The sequence below is a fragment of the Variovorax sp. GW531-E2 genome, from assembly GCF_059423125.1.
Window position 1 is genome coordinate 1 of record NZ_JBWKXQ010000072.1, and the last position, 19,874, is coordinate 19,874.

Here is a 19,874-nt window from a genome sequence, read left to right on the forward strand (position 1 = left end):
CCGCGCCACTACCACCCGGGCTACTACGACGGTCCGCGTCGCCACGGTTACTACGACCACGGCCGCCGCGACTGGGAAGGCCGTCGCCACGGCCGCCGGGACAACGACGGCGACGGTGTGCCCAACCGTTACGACCGCCGCCCCAACAACCCCTACCGCTACTGACGCACGCCCTCAGGCCGGCGGGCTCGCATAGGCGGGCCGCTCGGTCGAAAGGCTCTGCTTGAGCTGGCGCGTGACCTCGTCGGCCAGCACCTCGGGCAGCCCTGCTTCCACGCCCGCCAGTGCCTGGCGCGCGGCGTCGTCGGGGGATGTCTTGGGGCCGGGCAGGCGCGCCGCCATGTCGGTGTCCATGAGCGCCACGTGCAGGCTCGTGACCTGCGTGCCCTGCCCCGCCAGCTCGTTGCGCAAGCCGTTGCTCAGCGACCAGGCCGCCGACTTGGTGGCGCTGTAGGTCGCCACGCCGGGGAACGTCGTCCAGGCCAGGGCCGACAGCACGTTGAGGACCGCACCCCCGCCATTCGACGCGAGCACGGGCGCAAAGGCCTGTGTGAGCGCCCAGGGGCCGAAGAAGTTGGTCTCGAACTCGGCGCGCGCCGCGGCCACCGCGTCGGCCGAACCCAGGAAGCTCGATCCGCGCGAGATGCCCGCGTTGTTGACCAGCAGCATCACGTCGCCGCAGGCGCGCACGGCAGCTTCGATCTGCGCGGGCTGCGTGACATCGAGCGCCACGGGCACGACGCCCGCGAGCGTGATGCTCTTGGGGTCGCGCGCGGCCCCGTAGACCTTGCGCGCGCCGGCCGCGAGCGCCGCCTTGGCGAACGCCAGGCCGAGCCCCCGGTTGGCGCCGGTGATGAAGACGACGGAATCCTTGATCTGCATGACGAGCCTTTCGTTAATGAAGAGATAGCGAGAGCGCTTCAGGCCTGCGCCACGCGGCGCAGCAGCCCCTGGGTCGTGCGCGGCCAGCCGACGCGGCCGAACCACGCACCACCCGCGATGGCCGAAGCAATGACGATGCCGTACACCACCAGCGCCACGCCCTGCGCCGCGAACACGCCGGTGAGCCCGCCGCCCCAGCGCAGCGCCAGCCATCCGCCGGTGCCCGCCACGGCGAGCCGCGCGATGTTGCCGAGCACCGGCCACAGCAGCCGGCCCGCGCCCTGCGAGGCGAAGTACAGCACCAGCCCGACGCCGAAGAAACCGTACAACGGCCCCACCACGCGCAGGTAGTGTGCGCCGGTCTCGAGCATCACGGGGTCGTGGCCGAACAGCATCAGCCACGGACGCGGGAACAGCGCGGCGGCCAGCCCGATGACCTCGGCCATGCCGAAGGCCAGCGCCGCGCCAGCCCAGGTGGCACGCAGCGCGCGCTCGCGCAGCCCTGCGCCCATGCAGGTGCCGACCATCGCGACCAGCGGCGCGCCGAGGCCGAACACCAGCGGCACGAGCAGGTATTCGAGCCGCGACGCGGTGCCGTAGCCGGCCAGCGCGCCCGCGCCGAAATGGCCGGTGAGTGCGGTGGCGATACCGATCGACAGGTTCGTCGCCACGGTCGACACCGTGCCGATCAGGCCGATGCGCAGGATGTCGCGGAACAGCGGCCAGCGCATCTGGAACGCCGCCAGCGTGGGCCGCAGCAGGCTGCGCGGCGAGCGCAGGTAGGCGATGAGCGCGAGCGAGCCCAGCAGGTAGTACAGCAAGAGCGCCAGCGCCCCGCCCGCGATGCCCATGCCGCCCCACGGCCCGATGCCGAAGATCAGGAGCGGCGATGCGGGAATGAGGAACACCACGCCCACCACCGTCACGTTGGCCGGCACCGCCATGTTGCCGGTGCCGCGGATGATCGCGGACAGCGAGTTGAACAGCCACACCAGCACCGCGCCCGCGAACACCCAGTTCGAGTACGTGAGCGCGGCTTCCAGCGCCGCGCCGGTGCCGCCCATCACGCCGTAGAGCCAGCGCCCGCCCAGCAGCAGCGCCAGCGTGAAGCACAGGCCGAAGCCGATCGCGATGACCACCGCATGCCACACCAGCGCATCGGCGTCGCCCCGGCGGCGCGCGCCCAGCGCACGCGCGATCGACGAGGCGATGCCGCCGCCCATCGCGCCGCTGGAGGTCATCTGCATCAGCATGACGATGGGGAACACCAGCGCCATGCCGGCCAGCGCGTCGGTGCCGAGCTTGCCGACGAAGTAGGTCTCGATGAGCCCGACGGAGGCCTGCGCCAGCATCACGAGCACATTGGGCGCGGCCAGCCGCAGCAGCGTGGGGATGATGGGCGCCTCGAGCAGGCGGCGCGTGCGCGGATCGAGGTCGCCGTTCGCTTGTTGGGGGGTGGTCATGCGGGTCTCCGGCGGTCAGGCGCGTGCGGCGGCGTTGGTGGTGGCCGCAGCCGGTGCGGTGGCGGTCTTGGCGGGACGGCGGATCGCCATGACGATCACCGCCGCAAGCAGGCAGGCCGCGCCGGCCGTGTACAACGCCGGCGTGTAGGTCAGCAGCAGCGTGCGCGCAAAGCCCGCGCCGTAGGCCGCGGTGGCCGCGCCCAGCTGGTGAGCCGCGAAGATCCAGCCGAACACCAGCCCGACCTTCGCGGGGCCAAAGGCGGCGCCCGCGAGCTTGACGGTCGGCGGCACGGTGGCGATCCAGTCCAGGCCGTAGAACATCGCGAACAGGCCCAGGCCGTAGATCGTGAATTCCGAATGCGGCAGCCAGAACAGCGACAGCCCGCGCAGGCCGTAGTACCAGAAGAGCAGCTTGCGGTTGTCGTAGCGGTCGGAGAGCCAACCCGACAGGATGGTGCCGACGAAGTCGAAGGCGCCCATCATCGCGAGCACCGAGGCGGCGGGCACGGCGCTCATGCCGTAGTCGCCGCACAGCGAGATGAAATGCGTCTGCACCAGGCCGTTGGTGCTCAGGCCGCAGATGAAGAAGGTGCCGGCCAGGATCAGGAAGGTGCGGTTGGTCGCCACCTCGCGCAGCACGCGGAACGGCGTGGCGAAGTTCATCGTGAAGGCGGGTGCCGGCGCCGGCTGCGTGCCGGGGGCTTCACCGTAGGGCAGCAGGCCGATGTCCGACGGCCGGTTGCGCACCAGGCACAGCGCGAGCAGCGCAATCACCACGCTGCCCACCACGATCGGCACGATGGCCGAGCGCCAGCCCCAGTGCTCGATCATCCAGGCCGCCAGCGGCAGGAAGGCCAGCTGGCCGGTGGCCGCGCTGGCCGTGAGCATGCCCACGACCAGGCCGCGCCGCGCGACGAACCAGCGGTTGGCCACCACGGCGCCGAGCACCAGCGCCGTCATGCCGGTGCCCAGGCCGAGCATCAGGCTCCACAGCACGAAGAGTTGCCACAGCTGCGAGGCCGTGGTGACCAGCGCCATGCCCAGGCCGACCAGCGTGAGGCCGGCGCACATCACCGCGCGCAGGCCGTAGCGCTCCATCAGCACCGCGGCGAACGGGCCCATGAGGCCGAAGAGCGCAAAGCGCAGCGCGAGCGCGGACGAGATCTGCTCGGTGCTCCAGCCGAACTCCTCGCCGAGCGGCTTCATCATCGCGCCCGGCAGGCCGAGCGCGGCCGACATGGTGAGCATGGTCAGGAAGGTGACGGCGGCGACGATCCAGCCGTAGTGGATGCCGCGGCGCTGCAGCCATGCGGAGACGTGGGTGGCGAACATGGGACCTCTGGAACTGTTGGAATGGGTCGGGGGAGAAACGAAGAGACAGGGAATCCGGCCGCGCGGCTTCAGGGGCGCGGAACGTGTTCGTTGAAAGGGGTGGGAGCGTCAGTCCTGCACGTCGACCGGCTCGCCCGTGCCCAGCAGCGCGAGCGATTCGTCGATGAGCGCATGCAGCGCCAGCACGCGCTCCACGCCCAGCAGCGCATTGAGCTTGAGCTGCGCCGTCTTCCAGTGCTGCTGCGCTTCGCGCCACTTGGCGTCGCCGGCGTCGGTGAGCGACACCAGCCGGCTGCGCGCATCGGCGCCCGCCACTTGCGCCACCCAGCCCGCGGTAATGAGCGGCTGCAGGTTGCGGCTCAGCGTGGAGGCGGTCATCTTGAGCTCGCCCGCCAGGTCGACCGGGCGCATCGAGCCCAGGCGCTTGAGGTGCGACAGCAGCGAGTACTGCGTGGTCTTGAGGCCGCTGCGCGACACCTCGGCGTCGTAGTGCTGCGTCAGGCGGCGCATCAGCTGTCGCGTCTTGAAGCTGGTGCAGCCGCGGGGTTGGGTGGGTGTGTCCATGGGGTATTATTGTATGTGCAACTATTGCATATGCAATCAACCCCTCCCCGCAAAGCCCCCAGCAGGAACACAGGCATGACGCAGCAAGCTTTCACCGACACCCCCTCCCATCTGCTCGACGCATGGATCGCCGAAGAACGGCAGATCGCCGAGCGCCTTGAGAACGGCCCCGGCCCCGGGCTCGCGCGCCCCGAGCAGGTCGCCGGCAAGACTGGCCTGGAGGTCATGCAGGCCATGCTCAACGGCGAGATTCCCTACGCCGCCATCGCCAAGACGCTGGACTTCACCATCGTCTCGGTCAGCAAGGGCATCGCCATCTTCCAGGGCACGCCGCTGCCGCAGCACCTGAACCCGCTGGGCACCATCCACGGCGGCTGGGTCGCCACGATGCTCGACTCCGCGCTGGGCTGCTCGGTCCACACCATGATGCCGCCCGGTCGCGCGTACACCACAGCCGAGCTCAGCGTGAATTACGTCAAGGGCCTCACGCCGAAGGTGCAGCGCGTGCGCGCCGAAGGCAAGGTGATCCACTGCGGCAAGCAGCTCGCCACAGCCGAGGCCCGGCTGGTCGGGGCGGACGGCACGCTGTATGCGCATGCGACGACGACGTGCCTGGTGTTCGAGGTGCCGGCGGGACGGTGAGGCGTTTCAAGTAGGCCCTCAAGCTGTAAGCCAAAAGGAAAACCCGCTCCTCCCTGTCAGTGATAATTGTTCGCATCAGCGACAGGCTCCGTCGTCGCCGATGCCTTTCCTAGAACACCTCACCGCACCTGGAGGATCCTTCATGACCGACCGTTCCGGCCCCCAGGGCCGCGTGGCGCACGCCCTCCTCGGCGTTTCTGCCGCCTGGCTCGCCCTCACCGCCCTGCCCGCGCACGCCGCCAATGACGAGCTCACGCTCTACACGACGCGCGAGCCGGCGCTGATCCAGCCGCTGATCTCGGCGTTCAGCGCGCAGAGCAAGATCAAGGTCAACACGGTGTTCGTGAAGGACGGCCTGCTGGAACGCGTGAAGGCCGAAGGCGCGCGCTCGCCGGCCGACGTGCTGATGACGGTGGACATCGGCAACCTCGTCGACCTCGTCGAAGGCGGCGTGACGCAGCCGGTGAAGTCGGCCGCGCTCGAGTCGGCCATTCCGGCCAACCTGCGCGGCGCCGACGGCCAATGGTTCGCGCTCTCGCTGCGCGCGCGCGTGCTGTACGCCGACAAGAACCAGCCGCTGACCAGCTTCCGCTACGAAGACCTGGCCAACCCGAAGTACAAGGGCAAGGTCTGCATCCGCGCCGGCCAGCACCCCTACAACACGGCCCTGGTGGCCGCGATGATCGCGCACGACGGCGAAGCCAAGACCGAGCAGTGGCTGCGCGGCGTCAAGGGCAACCTGGCGCGCAAGGCCACCGGCGGCGACCGCGACGTGGCGCGCGACATCCTCGGCGGCATCTGCGACATCGGCGTGGCCAACTCGTACTACGTGGGCCAGATGAAGAGCGCCAAGGAAGGCACCGACGCGCGCAAGTGGGGCGACGCCATCAAGGTGATCCGCCCGACCTTTGCCAGCGCCAAGAGCGGCGGCACGCACGTGAACATCAGCGGCGCGGCCGTGGCCAAGAACGCACCGCAGCGCGCCAACGCGGTCAAGCTGCTCGAGTTCCTGGTGTCGGAACCGGCCCAGGCGCTGTACGCCGACGCCAACTACGAGTACCCGGTGCGCAAGGGCGTGGCCCTCGACCCGATCATCGGCCAGTCCATCGGCGAGCTGAAGGTCGATCCGCTGCCGCTGACCGAGATTGCCAAGTACCGCAAGCAGGCCAGCGCCCTCGTCGACAAGGTCGGCTTCGACCAGTGACCTTGCATGGCCGGGCACACCTTGCCGGCAACTGAATGCTGATTTCGCGGCGCCAGCCGCCGGGCCTGCGCGCCGCGGGCCCGGCATGGCGCTGCGCGTCGTTCCTGATCGCGCTCGGCGTGCTCGCGCCGGTGCTCACGCTGGCTTGGCTCGCGTTCGGCTCGGGCGTCGGCCACTGGGGGCCGCTGTTCGCGCACGTGCTGCCGCAGGCGGCGCTCAACACGGCGCTGCTGCTTGCGGGCGTCGGCACCCTCGTCCTCGTGATCGGCACCGGCTGCGCCTGGCTGGTCACGGCGCATGACTTTCCCGGCCGCGGCGTGCTCAACTGGGCGCTGCTGCTGCCACTGGCGATGCCGACCTACATCGTCGCCTTCGCCTACCTCGACCTGCTGCACCCGATCGGCCCCGTGCAGGGCGCGATCCGCTGGATGCTGGGCTTCGACAGCCCGCGCCAGTTCCGCCTGCCCGACCTGCGCTCGATGCCGGGCGCGATCTTCGTGCTGGGCTTCGTGCTCTATCCGTACGTCTACATGACGGCGCGCGCGATGTTCATGACCCAGCCGGCGCACCTGCTGGAAGCGGCGCGCACGCTCGGCGAGAACCGGCGCGGCGCCTTCTTTCGCGTGGCGCTGCCGCTGGCGCGGCCGGCGCTGGCCGTCGGCCTGAGCCTGGCGCTGCTCGAGACGCTCAACGACATCGGCGCCTCCGAATTCCTCGGCGTGAACACGCTGACGGTGGCGGTCTACACCACCTGGATCACGCGCTCCGACCTGGCCGGCGCCGCGCAGATCGCCTGCGCGATGCTGTTCGTGGTGGTGGCGCTGGTCTGGCTCGAACGCAACGGTCGCCAGCACCAGCGCTTCGGCTCCGCGCAGCGCATGCGCGCGGTGCAGCCCCGGCGCCTGCACGGCGGCGCGGCCTGGGCGGTGACCGCGACGGCGGCGCTGCCGGTGCTGATCGGCTTCGTCGCGCCCGCGCTGTACCTGGTCTGGGAAAGCGGCAAACGGCTGTACCAGGGCGGCGGCATTTCGCAGGGCCTCGTGGCCAGCCTGGGCAACACGCTGGCGCTCGCGGCCGGCGTGACGGTGGTGGCCGTGGCGGCGGGGCTGGTCGTGGCCTGGGCCTCGCGCAGCCAAGGCACGAGCCTCAACCGCGCCCGCTGGCAGGCGCGCGTGGCCACGCTGGGCTACGCGGTGCCGGGCACGGTGCTCGCCATCGGCCTGCTGACGCCGGCGCTGGCCTTCGACGCGGCGCTGGCCGGCGCGATGGGCTGGCAAGGCCTGCCGCTGATGGGCGCGGGCATCGTGCTGGTCATGGCCTGCGCGATCCGTTTTCTTGCGATGCCCGTGGGCGGCATCGAGGCCGGGCTGGCGCGCATTCCGCCGGCCATCGAGCAGGCCTCGCGTCTGCTCGGCGAAACCACCGGCGGCACGCTGCGCCGCGTGCACCTTCCGCTGCTGCAGCCTGCCATCGCGGCGGGCGCGCTGCTGGTCTTCGTCGACGCCATGAAGGAACTGCCGGCCACGCTGCTGCTGCGCCCGGCCAACTTCGACACCCTCGCCACCTGGCTCTACGCCGAGGCCGCGCGCGGCACCTACGAGGAAGGCGCGATCGCCGCGCTGGCCATCGTGGTCGCCGGCCTGCTGCCGGTGGTGCTGCTGGCGCGCAACCAGCTCGGCACGACACCGGCGGTGACGCCCCCCGACACGGACCCCGCATGAGTTCCCCGCTTCATCTCGACTCGCTCCAGCTCGCGTACGACACGCCGCGCGGCCCGCACACGGTGGTCGACGGCTTTTCGCTGGACCTGCCCGCGGGCGAGATCGCCTGCCTGTTCGGCCCCTCGGGCTGCGGCAAGACCACGGTGCTGCGCGCCATCGCCGGCTTCGAGCCCGTGCGCGCCGGCACCATCCGCCTCGGCGACGCACTGCTGTCGTCGCCGCAGAAGCACCTGCCGCCCGAGCAACGGCGCGTGGGCATGATGTTCCAGGAGTACGCGCTGTTCCCGCACCTGTCGGCCGCCAGGAACGTCGCCTTCGGCCTGCGCCGCCTGGGCCGCGCGGCGCAGCAGGCACGCGTGGCCGAGATGCTCGCGCTGGTCGGCCTGGCCGAGGCCGGCGAGCGCTACCCGCACGAACTGTCGGGCGGCCAGCAGCAGCGCATCGCGCTGGCCCGCGCGCTGGCGCCATCGCCCGCCTTGCTGCTGCTGGACGAACCGTTTTCCAACCTCGACGGCGGCACGCGCGAGCGCTTGACCGCCGAGGTGCGCGGCATCCTGAAGAAGGCCGGGCAGACCGCGATCCTGGTCACGCACAACGAGGCCGAGGCGCATGCGATGGCCGACCGCATCGGCGTGATGCACAACGGGCGGATCACGCACTGGCTGGAGACGGCCTCGTAAAGGGAGGCGCTCCGATGCACAAGGCGACCCGACTATTCCTCGCGTGGGCGATGTTGCTCGGGTCGGCGATGCCGGCCCTGGCAGAAGTCCGTACGGTCTACCAAGGCACCCTCGGCACCAGCGAGGTCGTGCTCGAAGTGAATGCCACTGGCGGCGGGCGGTACTTCTATCGCCGCCACGGCGTCGACATTCCGCTCTCCGGGCCAGTGACGAAACTCGTGGAAGCCCTCCCGATCCAGGGCGAGGCGATGTACCGGGCGGCACAAGGCGGCAACGCGCCGTTGTTCGAAGACGCGCAGACCCGACAGCCGGGTCCGACATGGCGCGGCCAGATGATCGACGGCACCTTTGCCGGAAGCTGGAGCCATGGCCCTGGTAAGCAGAACGTCGCGTTCGAGCTTCGGCAAGTTCGCCAGTACGACCCGGACAAGAGTCCCGGCGACACCGAGCCGGTAACGCACTCCATCCCGCCAGGCAACACCACCGGCGCGGCTTCGGACGCACCGGTTTCCATCGAGACGGCACCCTACGACCACCTGAAGCTGCAGACATCGCTCAAGCAAGGCGTGGAGCACGTCAGCGGAGCGGTGGCATGGCGCATGGTCATCGATCCGCGCACGCGCTTTTCCTATCCGCGGCTCACGCGACACCCGAATGCGCGCGTCGTCGAGAAGGTCAACGCCATCCTCGCGCGCAGGCACGGACAGCTCAGCCTCGCCGCGCTCGAATGCAAGGCAACCCTTTACACAGAGACGCACCCGGCGGCCGGCTCGCTGGGAAACTACGACGCGGAATCGGTGCGCGTCACCTTTCTCAGCCCGACGCTGATGAGCGTCGTCGAATCGGGAAGCGCCGACTGCGGCGGCGCCCATCCCCACAACCACTACGCGCCCTACACGCTCGACCTGGTCCGTGGCGAGTACCTCGACTTCCATCGCCTGTTCCGCGCGTTCACCAGGACGCCGGACGGGTTCGTGCCGAGCAAGACGCTCATGGCGCTGATCGGGAAGAAGCTGGAGGCAGAGGGACGTGCGCCCCAGTCCGCCGCGTCCGCAGACCCGCAGTCCACGGGTTGCGACGAGGTGTGGCCCGAGTACCTGGCGTTGCATTTCGAGCGCACCCGCGGGCGCGATGCGCTGGCCGTCGCGGTCAGCGGCGTGCCGCACGCGCTCGGCGCCTGCCTCGGCACCACGGTGGCGCTGCCGTTCACCGAACTCAAGCCCCTTCTCAAACCTGCGGCCGGCGCGTACCTCTTTCCCAAGCCGTAGCAACCGGGCGCCGCCCGAATGGGCTTTTCCAGAAAAGGTTGTTCAGGCCCGCAAGAATCGCGGCGATCCTGCCCCCAACTCTTCGAGAACGGAACGCCCCATGACCCAGGCCCTCACCCTCGTCAGCCACCTGCTGTGCCCCTACGTGCAACGCGCCGCGATCGCGCTGCACGAGAAGAACGTGCCCTTCGAGCGCGTCGTGATCGATCTCGCGAACAAGCCCCAGTGGTTTCTCGACATCTCGCCGCTGGGCAAGGTGCCGCTGCTGAAGGTGCAGCGCCCCGATGGCACGGAAACCGTGCTGTTCGAGAGCAACGTGATCTGCGAATACCTCGAGGAGACGCAGCCCGGCGCTCGCCTGCACCCCGAAGATCCGCTCGCACGTGCGCAGCATCGCGCATGGATGGAATTCGGCTCGGCCATCCTCGCCGACCTGTGGGGCTACGAGACCACGCAGGACGCCGCCGTGTTCGCGCAAAAGCGCGAGGCGCTGGCCGCCAGGTTCGAACGCGTCGAGGCCGCGCTGGGGCAAGGCCCCTACTTCGCGGGCGAAGCCTTCAGCCTCGTCGATGCGGTGTTCGCGCCGGTGTTCCGCTACTTCGAGGTGTTCGATGCGATCAGCGATTCGCACCTGTTCGATGCGCTGCCCAAGGTGAATGCCTGGCGCCATGCGCTGGCGGCGCGGCCCAGCGTGCGCGCGGCGGTGGTGCCCGAGTACCCACGGCACCTGATGGATTTCCTGAAGAAGTACCAAGCGCACCTGCTGACGCTGGCGGCTTGATCGCAAGAAGCAGAGGGCGACAATAGCCCCCTTCCCCCCATAACGACACGACCCACGAGATGCGACTTCTCCACACCATGCTGCGCGTTGGCAATCTCCAGCGCTCCATCGACTTCTACACGCAGGTGCTCGGCATGACGCTGCTTCGCACGTCGGAAAACCCCGAGTACAAGTACAGCCTCGCTTTCGTCGGTTACGGCAACGGCAACCCCGACCAGGCCGAGATCGAGCTCACCTACAACTGGGGCACCGAGAGCTACGAGCTCGGCACCGCCTACGGCCACATCGCGCTCGGCGTGCGCGATGCCTACGCGGCCTGCGACAAGATCAAGGCCGCCGGCGGTAACGTGACGCGCGAGGCCGGCCCGGTCAAGGGCGGCACGACGGTGATCGCCTTCGTGACGGACCCCGATGGCTACAAGATCGAGCTGATCCAGCGCAACGAGAACGCGTCGGGCGGCGGCCTGCGCTGAGCCGTTTCGGGCGGCACGCAACACCATGGCAAGCCCGAAGACAAAGAAGAAGGACGCGCCGCTGACGCGCTACGTCGCCCTGCTGCGCGGCGTGAACGTCAACGGCATCACGATCAAGAGCGCCGACCTGAAGGCGCTGTTCGTCGACGAACTCGGCTTCGGCGCGGTGCGCACGGTGCTCGCCAGCGGCAACGTGCTGTTCGACACCGACGCGCCCGATGCCGCCGCGCTGCGCACGCGCATCGAGAAAGCGCTGCGCCAGTGCTTCGGCTACGAGGCGTGGATCGTCTTGCTCACGCAGCGGCAGGTGGCCGACATGGCGGCGGGCTATCCCTTTGAGCGCATCGACGACACGCACCATCCGTACCTCGTGTTCGGCTCCGATGCCGCGATGCTCGACGAGATCATGGACAAGGCCGGCACGGTCGACGCCAAGGTCGAACGGCTGGTGCGCGGCGATGGCGTGCTGTACTGGCAGTGCCCGCTCGGCGAAAGCCTGGAGACGCCGGTGGCGAAGCTGCTCGCGAAGACCCGCTACAAGTCGAGCACCACCACGCGCAACCTGCGCACGGTGGAAAAACTCATCACGGACTGATCGATCAGCAGCCCAGCCGGTCGGCCAGCGCGACGATGTCGCGCACATGCAGGCTGTTGTCCGGCTGCGGCGACACGTCCTTCGGCTGGTTGCGGCCGAACTCGTGGGGCCGCTCGATGTACGCCGTCTTCAGGCCGCACACGCGTGCAGCCGCCAGGTCGTCGTGGTGCGCGGCAGCGAGCATGACCTGGCCCGGCGTGGCGTCGAACACGCCTGCCACGCCGAGGTAGGTGCGCGGGTCGGGCTTGTAGGCCTTGAACACCTCGGCCGACAGCACGCAGTCCCAGGGCAGGCCGGCGCGCTTGGCCATCTCGGTGAGCAGGCCGATGTTGCCGTTGGAGAGCGTGCAGATGGTGAACTTCTTCTTGAGCCGCGTGAGCCCCTCGACCGCATCGGGCCAGGCCGGCAGGCGGTGCCAGGCGCGGCTCAGGTCGCGCTTGGCGGCGCTGTCGAGGTGGTCGGCCAGGCTGAAGTCGTGCAGCACCTGTTCGAGCATGCTCAGGTGCAGCTCGTCGAGCAGCGTGAAGCCGCCCTCGCCGGCTGCAATGCGTTCCATCACGGCCTTCATGGCGGGCTGGTAGCCGGCGCGCCAGGCCAGCGCAAAGGCCCCGCCGTCCACGCCGGGCAGCACGCGCTCGACCTCGGCCGCAATGCCGCTGTGCCAGTCGACCACCGTGCCGAACACGTCGAACGCGATGACCTTGAGGTCGCCCGCGTCGAAATCGGCCGACATGCTCAGCGGGGCAGCTGGCTCGCGGCGCGCGCCAGTTGCTCGATGCGGGTCCAGTCGCCGTCGCGGATGGCGTCGGTCGGCACGATCCACGAACCGCCCACGCAGGCCACGTTCGACAGCGCGAGGAACTCGGCCGCGTTGCCCGCATGGATGCCGCCCGTTGGGCAGAAGGTGACGTCGCCGAACGGGCCCTGCCAGGCCTTGAGCATCGGCAGGCCGCCGGCCTGCAGCGCGGGGAAAAACTTCAGCTGGGTGTAGCCGTCTTCCTGCGCCGTCATGATCTCGCTGCCGGTGGCCACGCCGGGCAGCAGCGGCAGGCCGAGGTCGTGGCAGGCCTTGCCGACCGCGCGCGTGTAGCCCGGGCTCACGCCGAACTTCGCGCCGGCCAGCGCCGAGGCCTGTGCGTCGGCCGCGCTGCGGATGGTGCCCGCGCCGGCGACGGCTTCAGGCACTTCCTTGGCGATGGCCTCGATGCACTGCAGCGCCTGCGGCGTGCGCAGCGTCACTTCGAGCATGCGGATGCCGCCTGCGACCAGCGCGCGCGCCAGCGGCACGGCGTGCTTCACGTCGTTCAGCACGATGACCGGAATGACGGGTGCGTCGCGCATCACGTCGAGGGGGGTGAGTCTGTCTGTCATCTCATGGCTCCAAAAGTTTCTTGCGGCCCACGCGGGGCCCTGTCACATCCAGGTGCAGGCGCCCTCTTCTGCGGTCAGTGCGTTACGGCGCATGCCGGCGAACAGTTCGCGGCCCAGGCCGTGCCCGTCGGCGGTGCGTTGCGCGTCGGACAGCATCGCGGTCTCGCGCGCGGCCCATTCGTCTTCGGGCAGCAACACGGCGAGCGTACCCGCTACGGCGTCGAGGCGGATCAGGTCGCCGTCGCGCACCTTGGCCAGCGGGCCGCCGGCGGCAGCTTCGGGCGACACGTGGATGGCCGCGGGGATCTTGCCCGAGGCGCCGCTCATGCGCCCGTCGGTCACCAGCGCCACGCGGAAGCCCTTGCCCTGCAGCACCGACAGCGGCGGCGTGAGCTTGTGCAGCTCGGGCATGCCGTTGGCCTGCGGGCCCTGCCAGCGCACCACGCAGACCACGTCGCGCTCCAGCTCGCCGGCCGTGAACGCTTTCTGCAGCGCGGCCTGCGAGTCGAAGACGCGCGCGGGCGCTTCGATGACGTGGCGGTCGTCGGGCACCGACGACACCTTGATCACGCTGCGCCCCAGGTTGCCGCTGAGCAGCTTGAGGCCGCCGGTGGCGCTGAAGGGGCTGGCCACCGGTCGCGTGACGGCTTCCTTCTGCAGCGGCGCAGCGGGCGTCCATTGCAGCGTGTTCTCGCCGGCCAGCGACGGGATGTTGGCGAATTCGCGGATGCCGCCGGCGCGCACCGTGAGCACGTCGGCGTGCATCAGTCCGGCCTCGACCAGCTCGCCGATCACGAAGCCCGGGCCGCCGCAGGCCTGGAACTCGTTCACGTCGGCGCTGCCGTTGGGGTACACGCGCGTGAGCAGCGGCACCACGTCGGACAGCTGGGAGAAGTCGTCCCAGTCGATGAGGATGCCCGCGGCGCGCGCCACGGCCACCCAGTGAATCAGGTGGTTGGTGGAGCCGCCCGTGGCCAGCAGCGCGACCATGGCGTTGACGATGCAGCGCTCGTCGACCATCTCGCCGATGGGCGGGCAGTTGAAGGCCGTGTCGCTCGCCTTGCCGAGCACCGAGCGCACCGCTTCGCGCGTGAGCGTTTCGCGCATGGCGTCGCCGGGCTGGATGAAGGCCGTGCCGGGCACGTGCAGGCCCATGGCCTCCAGCAGCATCTGGTTGCTGTTGGCAGTGCCATAGAAGGTGCAGGTGCCGACCGTGTGATAGGCGGCCATTTCGGCCTCGAGCAGGCCCTGGCGGCCCACGAGGCCCTGCGCCGCCTGCTCGCGCACCTTCGATTTGGCGGTGTTCGACAGGCCCGAGGGCATCGGCCCAGCGGGCACGAAGACGGTGGGCAGGTGGCCGAAGTGCAGCGCGCCAATCAGCAGGCCCGGCACGATCTTGTCGCACACGCCGAGCATCAGGGCGCCGTCGAACATGTCGTGCGTGAGCGCGACGGCGGTGCTCATGGCGATCAGGTCGCGGCTGAACAGGCTCAGCTCCATGCCGGGCGTGCCCTGCGTGACGCCGTCGCACATGGCGGGCACGCCGCCCGCGACCTGCGCCGTGGCGCCGTGGCGGCGGGCCTCGTGCTTGATGATGTCCGGGTAGCCCTGGTACGGCGCGTGGGCCGAGAGCATGTCGTTGTAGGCCGTGACGATGCCCAGGTTGGGCGCGCGCTCGGCCACCACCTTGAACTTGTCGTTGGCCGGGATACCCGCCACGGCGTGCGCCACGTTGGCGCAGCCCATGCGGTCGGAGCCGCGGTCGCGGGCGCGGATCTCGGCCAGGCGCGTGAGGTAGGTGCTGCGCGTGTCGCGGCTGCGCGCGCGGATGCGATCGGTGACGTCGCGGACGGTGGGGTGTGTGCTGCTCATGGGGAAGTTGGCTCTTGCTGCGTGTCGCCGGCGCGACTGTGGGCCTGGAGGCCCATCGTACCAATTCGAGCGCGACGCCCCGATGAAATCCGGCCGCAGAACGATACGAAATTACTCAGGCATGCACCCGGTCGCGTGCAGGCACAAAAAAACCCGGCCATGCCGGGTTTTTCCTTGGGGGATGCGGAAGGCCGGATCGCTCAGTCGACCAGCCGGACCTCGACGCGGCGCGCCTCGGCGTTGTTGCCCGATCCGGCGGTGACGGCGGGCTTTTGCAGGTCGATCTTCTCGGCCGGCACGCCCAGGCCCGCCAGCACCTCGCGCACCATCTGGGCGCGCTTCTTGGCCAGTTCCTCGTTCACGGCGGCGTCGCCGGTGGTGTCGTGGAAGCCCGAGACCACCGCCTTGCGGCCACCCTCGACGCCCTTGATGACCAGGGCCAGCGCCTCGGCCGCGCCCGGTGCGAGGTCGGCGCTGCCGGTCGCGAAGTAGAAGTTCACCACGCCGCCGACCACGCGGATGCTGGCGCCGTCGGGGATCACCACGGTGACGGTCTCGGTGACTTCGGTCACCTGCACCGCGCCGCCCGGCGCCGCTGAAGCCGAAGCCGCGACAACGGGCTTGGCCTGCGCGGCCGTCGCGCCCAGGCCCTTGTGCCAGAAGGCGACGCCGATCACGAACATGATCACGAGCGCGATCAATGCCACCAGGAAGCCGAGGGCGAAATTCTGCTGGCTGTCGTCGTTGTTCATGGAAGCGCGGTCTCCGTAGGAAAGGGGTCGGTAAATAATGGTGCGGTGAACCATGATCACGAAATTGTAGGCGCCACCCCCGACACCCCCGTGTCAGCCGGCGCGCCGGACCCCGGTCCGCCGGGTCTCGACCCCATGCCCCGTCCGCTGCGCGACCCGCAGCCGATGCTGGAACGCGCGATCGCCGACTGGGGCGGACGCGACGATCTCTGGCTGTTCGGCTACGGCTCGCTGATCTGGCGGCCCGAGTTCGGCTTTGCGGAGCGGCGCGCGGCCTCGGTGCACGGCTGGCACCGCGCGCTCAAGATGTGGAGCCGCGTCAACCGCGGCAGCGTGCAGACGCCGGGCCTGGTGTTCGGCCTGCTCTCGGGCGGCAGCTGCCGGGGCGTGGTGTTCCGCGTGCCGAAGGCTGAGGGCCTGGAGACGCTCAAACGACTCTGGCTGCGCGAGATGCCGACCGGCGTGTACGACCCCAAGTGGCTGCAATGCGGCACCGCCGAAGGGCCGGTGCGCGCGCTGGCCTTCACGCTGTCGCGGCGCAGCCCGAACTTCACGGGCGAGCTCAGCGACGAGCGCTACCGCCACATCTTCGCGAATGCCGTGGGCCGTTACGGCAGCTCGCTCGACTACGCGCGCCAGACCCTGCTCGAACTGCAGCGCCATGCGATCCACGACGCGGCACTGGCCCGGCTGGTGGCGCTGGCCGCCGAGCCGCCATTTCAGACACCCGCCGATTGCGGGACAGCCCTGGCTCCGGTATACGTTGCGGGGTCTTCGGACACCGCGTCCTCTCAACCCTCCACCCCGTTCAACAAGGAAAACCAATGATCCATCGCCGTCTCCTCGCCACTGGCACCGCCCTCCTCGCCACTGCCGTGCTCGCCGCCTGCGGCAGCATGGGCGGCAAGCCGAGCACCACGGTCGAGCTGACGCCGACCGCCGCCGTCACGCCCAACCCCGCGCGCGGCTCGGTGACGCTCACCGCCCTCGACCACGGCGTGCGCGTGTCCGGCGAGGTGCGCGGCCTGGCGCCGGGCAGCGAGCACGGTTTCCACATCCATGAAAAGGGCGACTGCGGCAACAACGGCAACGCCTCGGGCGGCCACTTCAACCCGGCCGGCGGCACGCACGGCAAGTTCTCCGCGCCCGGCAGCCATGCCGGCGAGCTGCCCAGCCTCGTGGCCGATGCCAGCGGCGTGGCGCGCTTCAGCGTCGACAACCACGCGATCTCGCTGACCGACGGCACCGCCAACAACGTGCGCGGCCGCGCGCTCGTGGTGCACCGCGACCGCGACGACTTCACGACGCAGCCCGCCGGCAACTCCGGCCCGCGCGTGCTCTGCGCGGTCGTTGCCACGAACTAAGCAAAAAGTGTGAGTGGTCAGGCGCCCGCGCGCGCCTGCCAGAGCGCCTCGGCCCGCGCCAGGGCCTCGGGCGTGTCGATGTCGGTCACGACGCCGGCATCGTCCACGGCCAGATCGATGACCGAATCGATGGCACGCATCGCACGCAGGACGGACGATGCGCCCAGATTCCCCTCCAGCGCCGCCAGCTGCGCCCAGCAGCCCGCCGCAAAGCCCACCGGATGCCCGCGCTCGCCCCGGTACTCCGGCTGCACGGCATTCACCCGCCCGCCGAGCGCGGCGGCCACCGCCCGCAGCGTCGCGGCCTGCACCAGCGGCAGGTCGCCCGGCAGGATCAGCCAGCCCGCCGCGTGAGGCGTGGCGCGCACCGCGGCGGCAATCGAATCGCCCATGCCGGGGTGCCCCGCGTCTTCCAGGTGCCACGGCAGGCCGCTCGCGCGCACCGCGTCGAGCGTGCGCTCGAGCACCGGCCGGCCTGCGAGCAGCGCCTTCAGCTTGGAGCCCGTGCCGCCGGCCGCGATGAAACGCTCGCCACGGCCCGAGGCCAGCACGATCACGGTCGGGGAGTTCGCCTCTGTCGTCGTCATGGGCCGAGTATGTGCGCAACAATCCCGGCATGACTTCTTCTCCTCTTTCCAAGGACGCGCTGGCCGCGCTGCGCAAGAGCTACGAGCGCGCCGAGCTCGACGAGACCCGCAGCGCCGCCGACCCGATCCAGCAGTTCGAGCGCTGGCTCACCGAAGCCGTCGACGCGCACATCCCCGAGCCCAACGCGATGACGCTGTGCACCGTGGGCAGCGACCTGCGGCCGTCCAGCCGCATCGTGCTCATCAAGGGCTACGACGCGCGCGGCATCGTCTGGTACACCAACTACGACAGCCGCAAGGGCCGCGAGCTGTCGGGCAACCCGTATGCCTCGCTGCAGTTCCACTGGGTCGAACTGGAGCGCGTGGTGCGCATCGAAGGCCGCGTGGAACGCGTCAGTGCCGAGGAGAGCGACGCCTACTACGCCAGCCGCCCGCTCGATTCACGCATCGGCGCCTGGGCCAGCCCGCAAAGCGAAGTGATCAGCGGACGCGACGTGCTGGTGAAGAACGCCGCCGTGTACGCCGCCAGGCACCTGCTCTCGCCGCCGCGTCCGCCGCACTGGGGCGGCTTCCGGCTGGTGCCCGACCGCTGGGAGTTCTGGCAGGGCCGCAAGAGCCGGCTGCACGACCGGCTGCGCTACCGGCTCGAAGGTGCGGACTGGGTGCGCGAACGCCTCGCGCCCTGAGCCTGGCTCAGGCCTCGCAACCGGCCACCTTGAATTCGACGCGCCGGTCCAGCGCGTCGCTCGCATCGTCGGCCCCCGTGCCGACGATGTTCTCGCGAAAGCCCATGCCGGCTTCGCGCAGCTTCTTCGACAGCGGCGGCGCCTCGCCCACCAGCCGCGCCTTGACGCTGGTCGCGCGCTGCAGCGACAGCCGCTCGTTGACCGCCTCCGAGCCCGTGCGGCTCGTGTGGCCCGTGACCACCACGCACGCGTCGATCTGCGCCGCCTGCCGCGCGATCTGGCGCAGCCACATCGGGTAGGCCGCGCTGATCTTCGGGTCGGCCAGGAAGTCGGTCGAGCCCGGCTTGAACAGGAACTTGACGCTCAGGTTGTTGCTCTCGAGCCCCAGCCGCGCCAGCGTGCCGAAGGTGCGCTCGGCATCGGCCGTGCGGCCCAGCTGCGACTGCGTGAGGTACAGCCCGCTGTAGATGCGCAGCTGCTGACCATCGGACCGCTTCGACGCGGCCTCGTAGCGGCTCAGGGCCTCGCTCATGCGGCCGGCCTCGTAGGCGGCGGTGGCCTCCTGCAGCACCGTGGCGGTCGGCAGGCGCTCCAGGTACAGCGCGTCGGCGGCCTGCCCGGCCGGCGTCTCGGCGGTGCGGATATAGCCTTCCACGCCGCGGTCCTTGCCGTTCACGGGGCTGTCGCGGAAGAAAGCGGTGGGCCGCGTGTCGAGCGAGGCATCGCTGATGCGCGCCACCGACTGCGCGATCACCATGCCGCTCTTGATCTCGGTCATGGCGAGGTTCAGCCGGTACGGCGCGCCCGAGGCGTCCTTGTCGCGCACCAGCGTGCCGTTGAGCACGTACTGCGCGTTGCCGATCTCGTTGGCGTTGAACGGCGTCACGGTGAACTGCTTGAACTGCGCCTGCATGCGCTGCACGATGCGCTGCTCGGCCACGCGCGTCACCTCGGTCTGCTGGCCGCTGGCGCCTTCGAGCAGCGGGTCGATCACGATGCGCCGCTGCGTCAGCGTCGACTCCACCTTGGCCAGGAAGGCCGGCAGCTTCTGGGTCTGCACCATGAGGTCGTCGACCGCCTGGGTGACGGCCTGGTCGAAGGGCATGGCGCTGCTGGGCGCGGGGCGGTGCGCGCAGGCGGCGGCCAGCAGCGCGGCGGTGCACAGCGCCAGCACGCGCCACAAGGCTCGGGGGACGGCGGTGTTCGTGGTGGTCGTGGTCATCAGCACTGGCTCCTCAAAATGGTCATGTCCTGGTCCGACAGCGGCTCGCCCACGGCGGCGCGCATGTTGATCTCGCTGCAGCGTTTCGAAGGCGCGGGACGCCGCTCGACGGGTTCGCGATGCGCCTCGGGCGCCGGGGCTGCGGTGGCGGTGATCTGCGGGCGCGGCTTCGGCGCGGGCCGCACGACGGCGGGCTTGGGGTCCGCTTCCCTGGCCGGCGGTGCCTCCGCCGGCACAGGAACGGCCAGGCAGGGCGTGCGGCACGGCTTGGCCTCGCCCGCCGCATGCGCGCGCGCGCCGTGCAGCGCGATCACCGTCGCGACCACCGCCGTCACTGCAAGGGCAAGGGGCGAAACACGCGCCGGGTAGATCGTCATCAGCCGGCAAATGTAGGGGCGCGAACGCCGCTCGCCAG

22 protein-coding genes are annotated in these 19,874 nt (G+C 70.2%); 11 read left to right on the top strand and 11 right to left on the bottom strand.

Features of this window, described 5'->3' with window-relative positions:
* Nucleotides 1-174: 174 nt before the first annotated feature.
* The 4 genes from AC07XP_RS28240 to AC07XP_RS28255 all read right to left on the bottom strand — a co-directional run bounded on the left by AC07XP_RS28240 (nt 175) and on the right by AC07XP_RS28255 (nt 4,241).
* Nucleotides 175-882, bottom strand: a complete 708-nt coding sequence (locus tag AC07XP_RS28240; RefSeq protein ID WP_495266518.1) for an SDR family oxidoreductase — start codon at nt 880-882, stop codon at nt 175-177.
* Between the two features lie 38 nt (nt 883-920).
* Nucleotides 921-2,345 carry an MATE family efflux transporter gene (locus AC07XP_RS28245; protein ID WP_062480125.1) on the bottom strand — a complete coding sequence of 475 codons (1,425 nt, stop codon included), beginning with the start codon at nt 2,343-2,345 and terminating at the stop codon, nt 921-923.
* 15 nt (nt 2,346-2,360) lie between these two features.
* Nucleotides 2,361-3,677 (bottom strand): MFS transporter, encoded by a 1,317-nt coding sequence (locus AC07XP_RS28250; protein ID WP_070062481.1) that lies wholly within the window; start codon nt 3,675-3,677, stop codon nt 2,361-2,363.
* 108 nt (nt 3,678-3,785) lie between these two features.
* Nucleotides 3,786-4,241 carry a MarR family winged helix-turn-helix transcriptional regulator gene (locus AC07XP_RS28255; protein WP_495266519.1) on the bottom strand — a complete coding sequence of 152 codons (456 nt, stop codon included), beginning with the start codon at nt 4,239-4,241 and terminating at the stop codon, nt 3,786-3,788.
* Nucleotides 4,242-4,316: 75 nt separating this feature from the next.
* Here AC07XP_RS28255 and AC07XP_RS28260 point away from each other — a divergent pair, with 75 nt between their 5' ends.
* The 8 genes from AC07XP_RS28260 to AC07XP_RS28295 all read left to right on the top strand — a co-directional run bounded on the left by AC07XP_RS28260 (nt 4,317) and on the right by AC07XP_RS28295 (nt 11,605).
* Nucleotides 4,317-4,883: a PaaI family thioesterase gene (locus AC07XP_RS28260; protein WP_070062479.1), complete on the top strand. Its 567-nt coding sequence runs from the start codon at nt 4,317-4,319 to the stop codon at nt 4,881-4,883.
* Nucleotides 4,884-5,025: 142 nt separating this feature from the next.
* The gene (locus AC07XP_RS28265) at nt 5,026-6,087 is read left to right on the top strand and encodes a Fe(3+) ABC transporter substrate-binding protein (RefSeq protein ID WP_062480133.1); all 1,062 of its coding nucleotides are present in this window, start codon (nt 5,026-5,028) and stop codon (nt 6,085-6,087) included.
* 35 nt (nt 6,088-6,122) lie between these two features.
* Nucleotides 6,123-7,808 carry an ABC transporter permease gene (locus tag AC07XP_RS28270; protein ID WP_495266520.1) on the top strand — a complete coding sequence of 562 codons (1,686 nt, stop codon included), beginning with the start codon at nt 6,123-6,125 and terminating at the stop codon, nt 7,806-7,808.
* Complete coding sequence (locus AC07XP_RS28275) at nt 7,805-8,488, top strand: ABC transporter ATP-binding protein (protein ID WP_495266521.1); 684 nt, start codon at nt 7,805-7,807, stop codon at nt 8,486-8,488. Before AC07XP_RS28270 ends, AC07XP_RS28275 begins: the two co-directional genes overlap by 4 nt.
* Before the next feature lie 14 nt (nt 8,489-8,502).
* On the top strand, nt 8,503-9,756 hold the full coding sequence (locus AC07XP_RS28280; RefSeq protein ID WP_495266522.1) for a hypothetical protein: 1,254 nt from the start codon (nt 8,503-8,505) through the stop codon (nt 9,754-9,756).
* A 100-nt stretch (nt 9,757-9,856) separates the two neighbouring features.
* Entirely contained in the window at nt 9,857-10,537 is a 681-nt protein-coding gene (locus AC07XP_RS28285; RefSeq protein ID WP_495266523.1) for a glutathione S-transferase family protein, read from the top strand.
* Between the two features lie 59 nt (nt 10,538-10,596).
* Nucleotides 10,597-11,010, top strand: coding sequence for a lactoylglutathione lyase (gene gloA, locus AC07XP_RS28290; RefSeq protein ID WP_495266524.1), 414 nt, complete (start codon nt 10,597-10,599; stop codon nt 11,008-11,010).
* 25 nt (nt 11,011-11,035) lie between these two features.
* On the top strand, nt 11,036-11,605 hold the full coding sequence (locus AC07XP_RS28295) for a DUF1697 domain-containing protein (RefSeq protein WP_495266525.1): 570 nt from the start codon (nt 11,036-11,038) through the stop codon (nt 11,603-11,605).
* A 4-nt stretch (nt 11,606-11,609) separates the two neighbouring features.
* On the opposite strand, the gene AC07XP_RS28300 is transcribed toward AC07XP_RS28295, so the two are convergent.
* From AC07XP_RS28300 to AC07XP_RS28315, 4 genes are all read right to left on the bottom strand, one after another.
* Nucleotides 11,610-12,338, bottom strand: coding sequence for a haloacid dehalogenase type II (locus AC07XP_RS28300; RefSeq protein WP_495266526.1), 729 nt, complete (start codon nt 12,336-12,338; stop codon nt 11,610-11,612).
* Between the two features lie 2 nt (nt 12,339-12,340).
* On the bottom strand, nt 12,341-12,976 hold the full coding sequence (eda, locus tag AC07XP_RS28305) for a bifunctional 4-hydroxy-2-oxoglutarate aldolase/2-dehydro-3-deoxy-phosphogluconate aldolase (RefSeq protein WP_095949017.1): 636 nt from the start codon (nt 12,974-12,976) through the stop codon (nt 12,341-12,343).
* 42 nt (nt 12,977-13,018) lie between these two features.
* On the bottom strand, nt 13,019-14,848 hold the full coding sequence (gene edd, locus AC07XP_RS28310) for a phosphogluconate dehydratase (protein ID WP_495266527.1): 1,830 nt from the start codon (nt 14,846-14,848) through the stop codon (nt 13,019-13,021).
* Between the two features lie 200 nt (nt 14,849-15,048).
* The gene (locus AC07XP_RS28315) at nt 15,049-15,600 is read right to left on the bottom strand and encodes an OmpA family protein (protein ID WP_495266528.1); all 552 of its coding nucleotides are present in this window, start codon (nt 15,598-15,600) and stop codon (nt 15,049-15,051) included.
* Between the two features lie 135 nt (nt 15,601-15,735).
* On the opposite strand from AC07XP_RS28315, the gene AC07XP_RS28320 reads away from it, so the two are divergent.
* Entirely contained in the window at nt 15,736-16,428 is a 693-nt protein-coding gene (locus AC07XP_RS28320) for a gamma-glutamylcyclotransferase (RefSeq protein ID WP_495266529.1), read from the top strand.
* Complete coding sequence (locus tag AC07XP_RS28325; RefSeq protein ID WP_369629664.1) at nt 16,425-16,964, top strand: superoxide dismutase family protein; 540 nt, start codon at nt 16,425-16,427, stop codon at nt 16,962-16,964. Before AC07XP_RS28320 ends, AC07XP_RS28325 begins: the two co-directional genes overlap by 4 nt.
* 17 nt (nt 16,965-16,981) lie before the next feature.
* Here the strand turns inward: AC07XP_RS28325 and AC07XP_RS28330 are convergent, their stop codons facing one another.
* The gene (locus AC07XP_RS28330) at nt 16,982-17,551 is read right to left on the bottom strand and encodes a nucleotidyltransferase family protein (RefSeq protein WP_495266530.1); all 570 of its coding nucleotides are present in this window, start codon (nt 17,549-17,551) and stop codon (nt 16,982-16,984) included.
* 29 nt (nt 17,552-17,580) lie between these two features.
* On the opposite strand from AC07XP_RS28330, the gene pdxH reads away from it, so the two are divergent.
* Nucleotides 17,581-18,237, top strand: coding sequence for a pyridoxamine 5'-phosphate oxidase (gene pdxH / locus AC07XP_RS28335; RefSeq protein ID WP_095746271.1), 657 nt, complete (start codon nt 17,581-17,583; stop codon nt 18,235-18,237).
* A gap of 7 nt (nt 18,238-18,244) precedes the next feature.
* Here pdxH and AC07XP_RS28340 read toward each other — a convergent pair whose 3' ends face one another.
* Together AC07XP_RS28340 and AC07XP_RS28345 are read right to left on the bottom strand one after the other, a co-directional pair.
* Nucleotides 18,245-19,459 (bottom strand): OmpA family protein, encoded by a 1,215-nt coding sequence (locus AC07XP_RS28340; protein WP_495266531.1) that lies wholly within the window; start codon nt 19,457-19,459, stop codon nt 18,245-18,247.
* Nucleotides 19,459-19,836, bottom strand: a complete 378-nt coding sequence (locus tag AC07XP_RS28345) for a hypothetical protein (protein WP_495266532.1) — start codon at nt 19,834-19,836, stop codon at nt 19,459-19,461. Before AC07XP_RS28345 ends, AC07XP_RS28340 begins: the two co-directional genes overlap by 1 nt.
* Between the last annotated feature and the right edge of the window lie 38 nt (nt 19,837-19,874).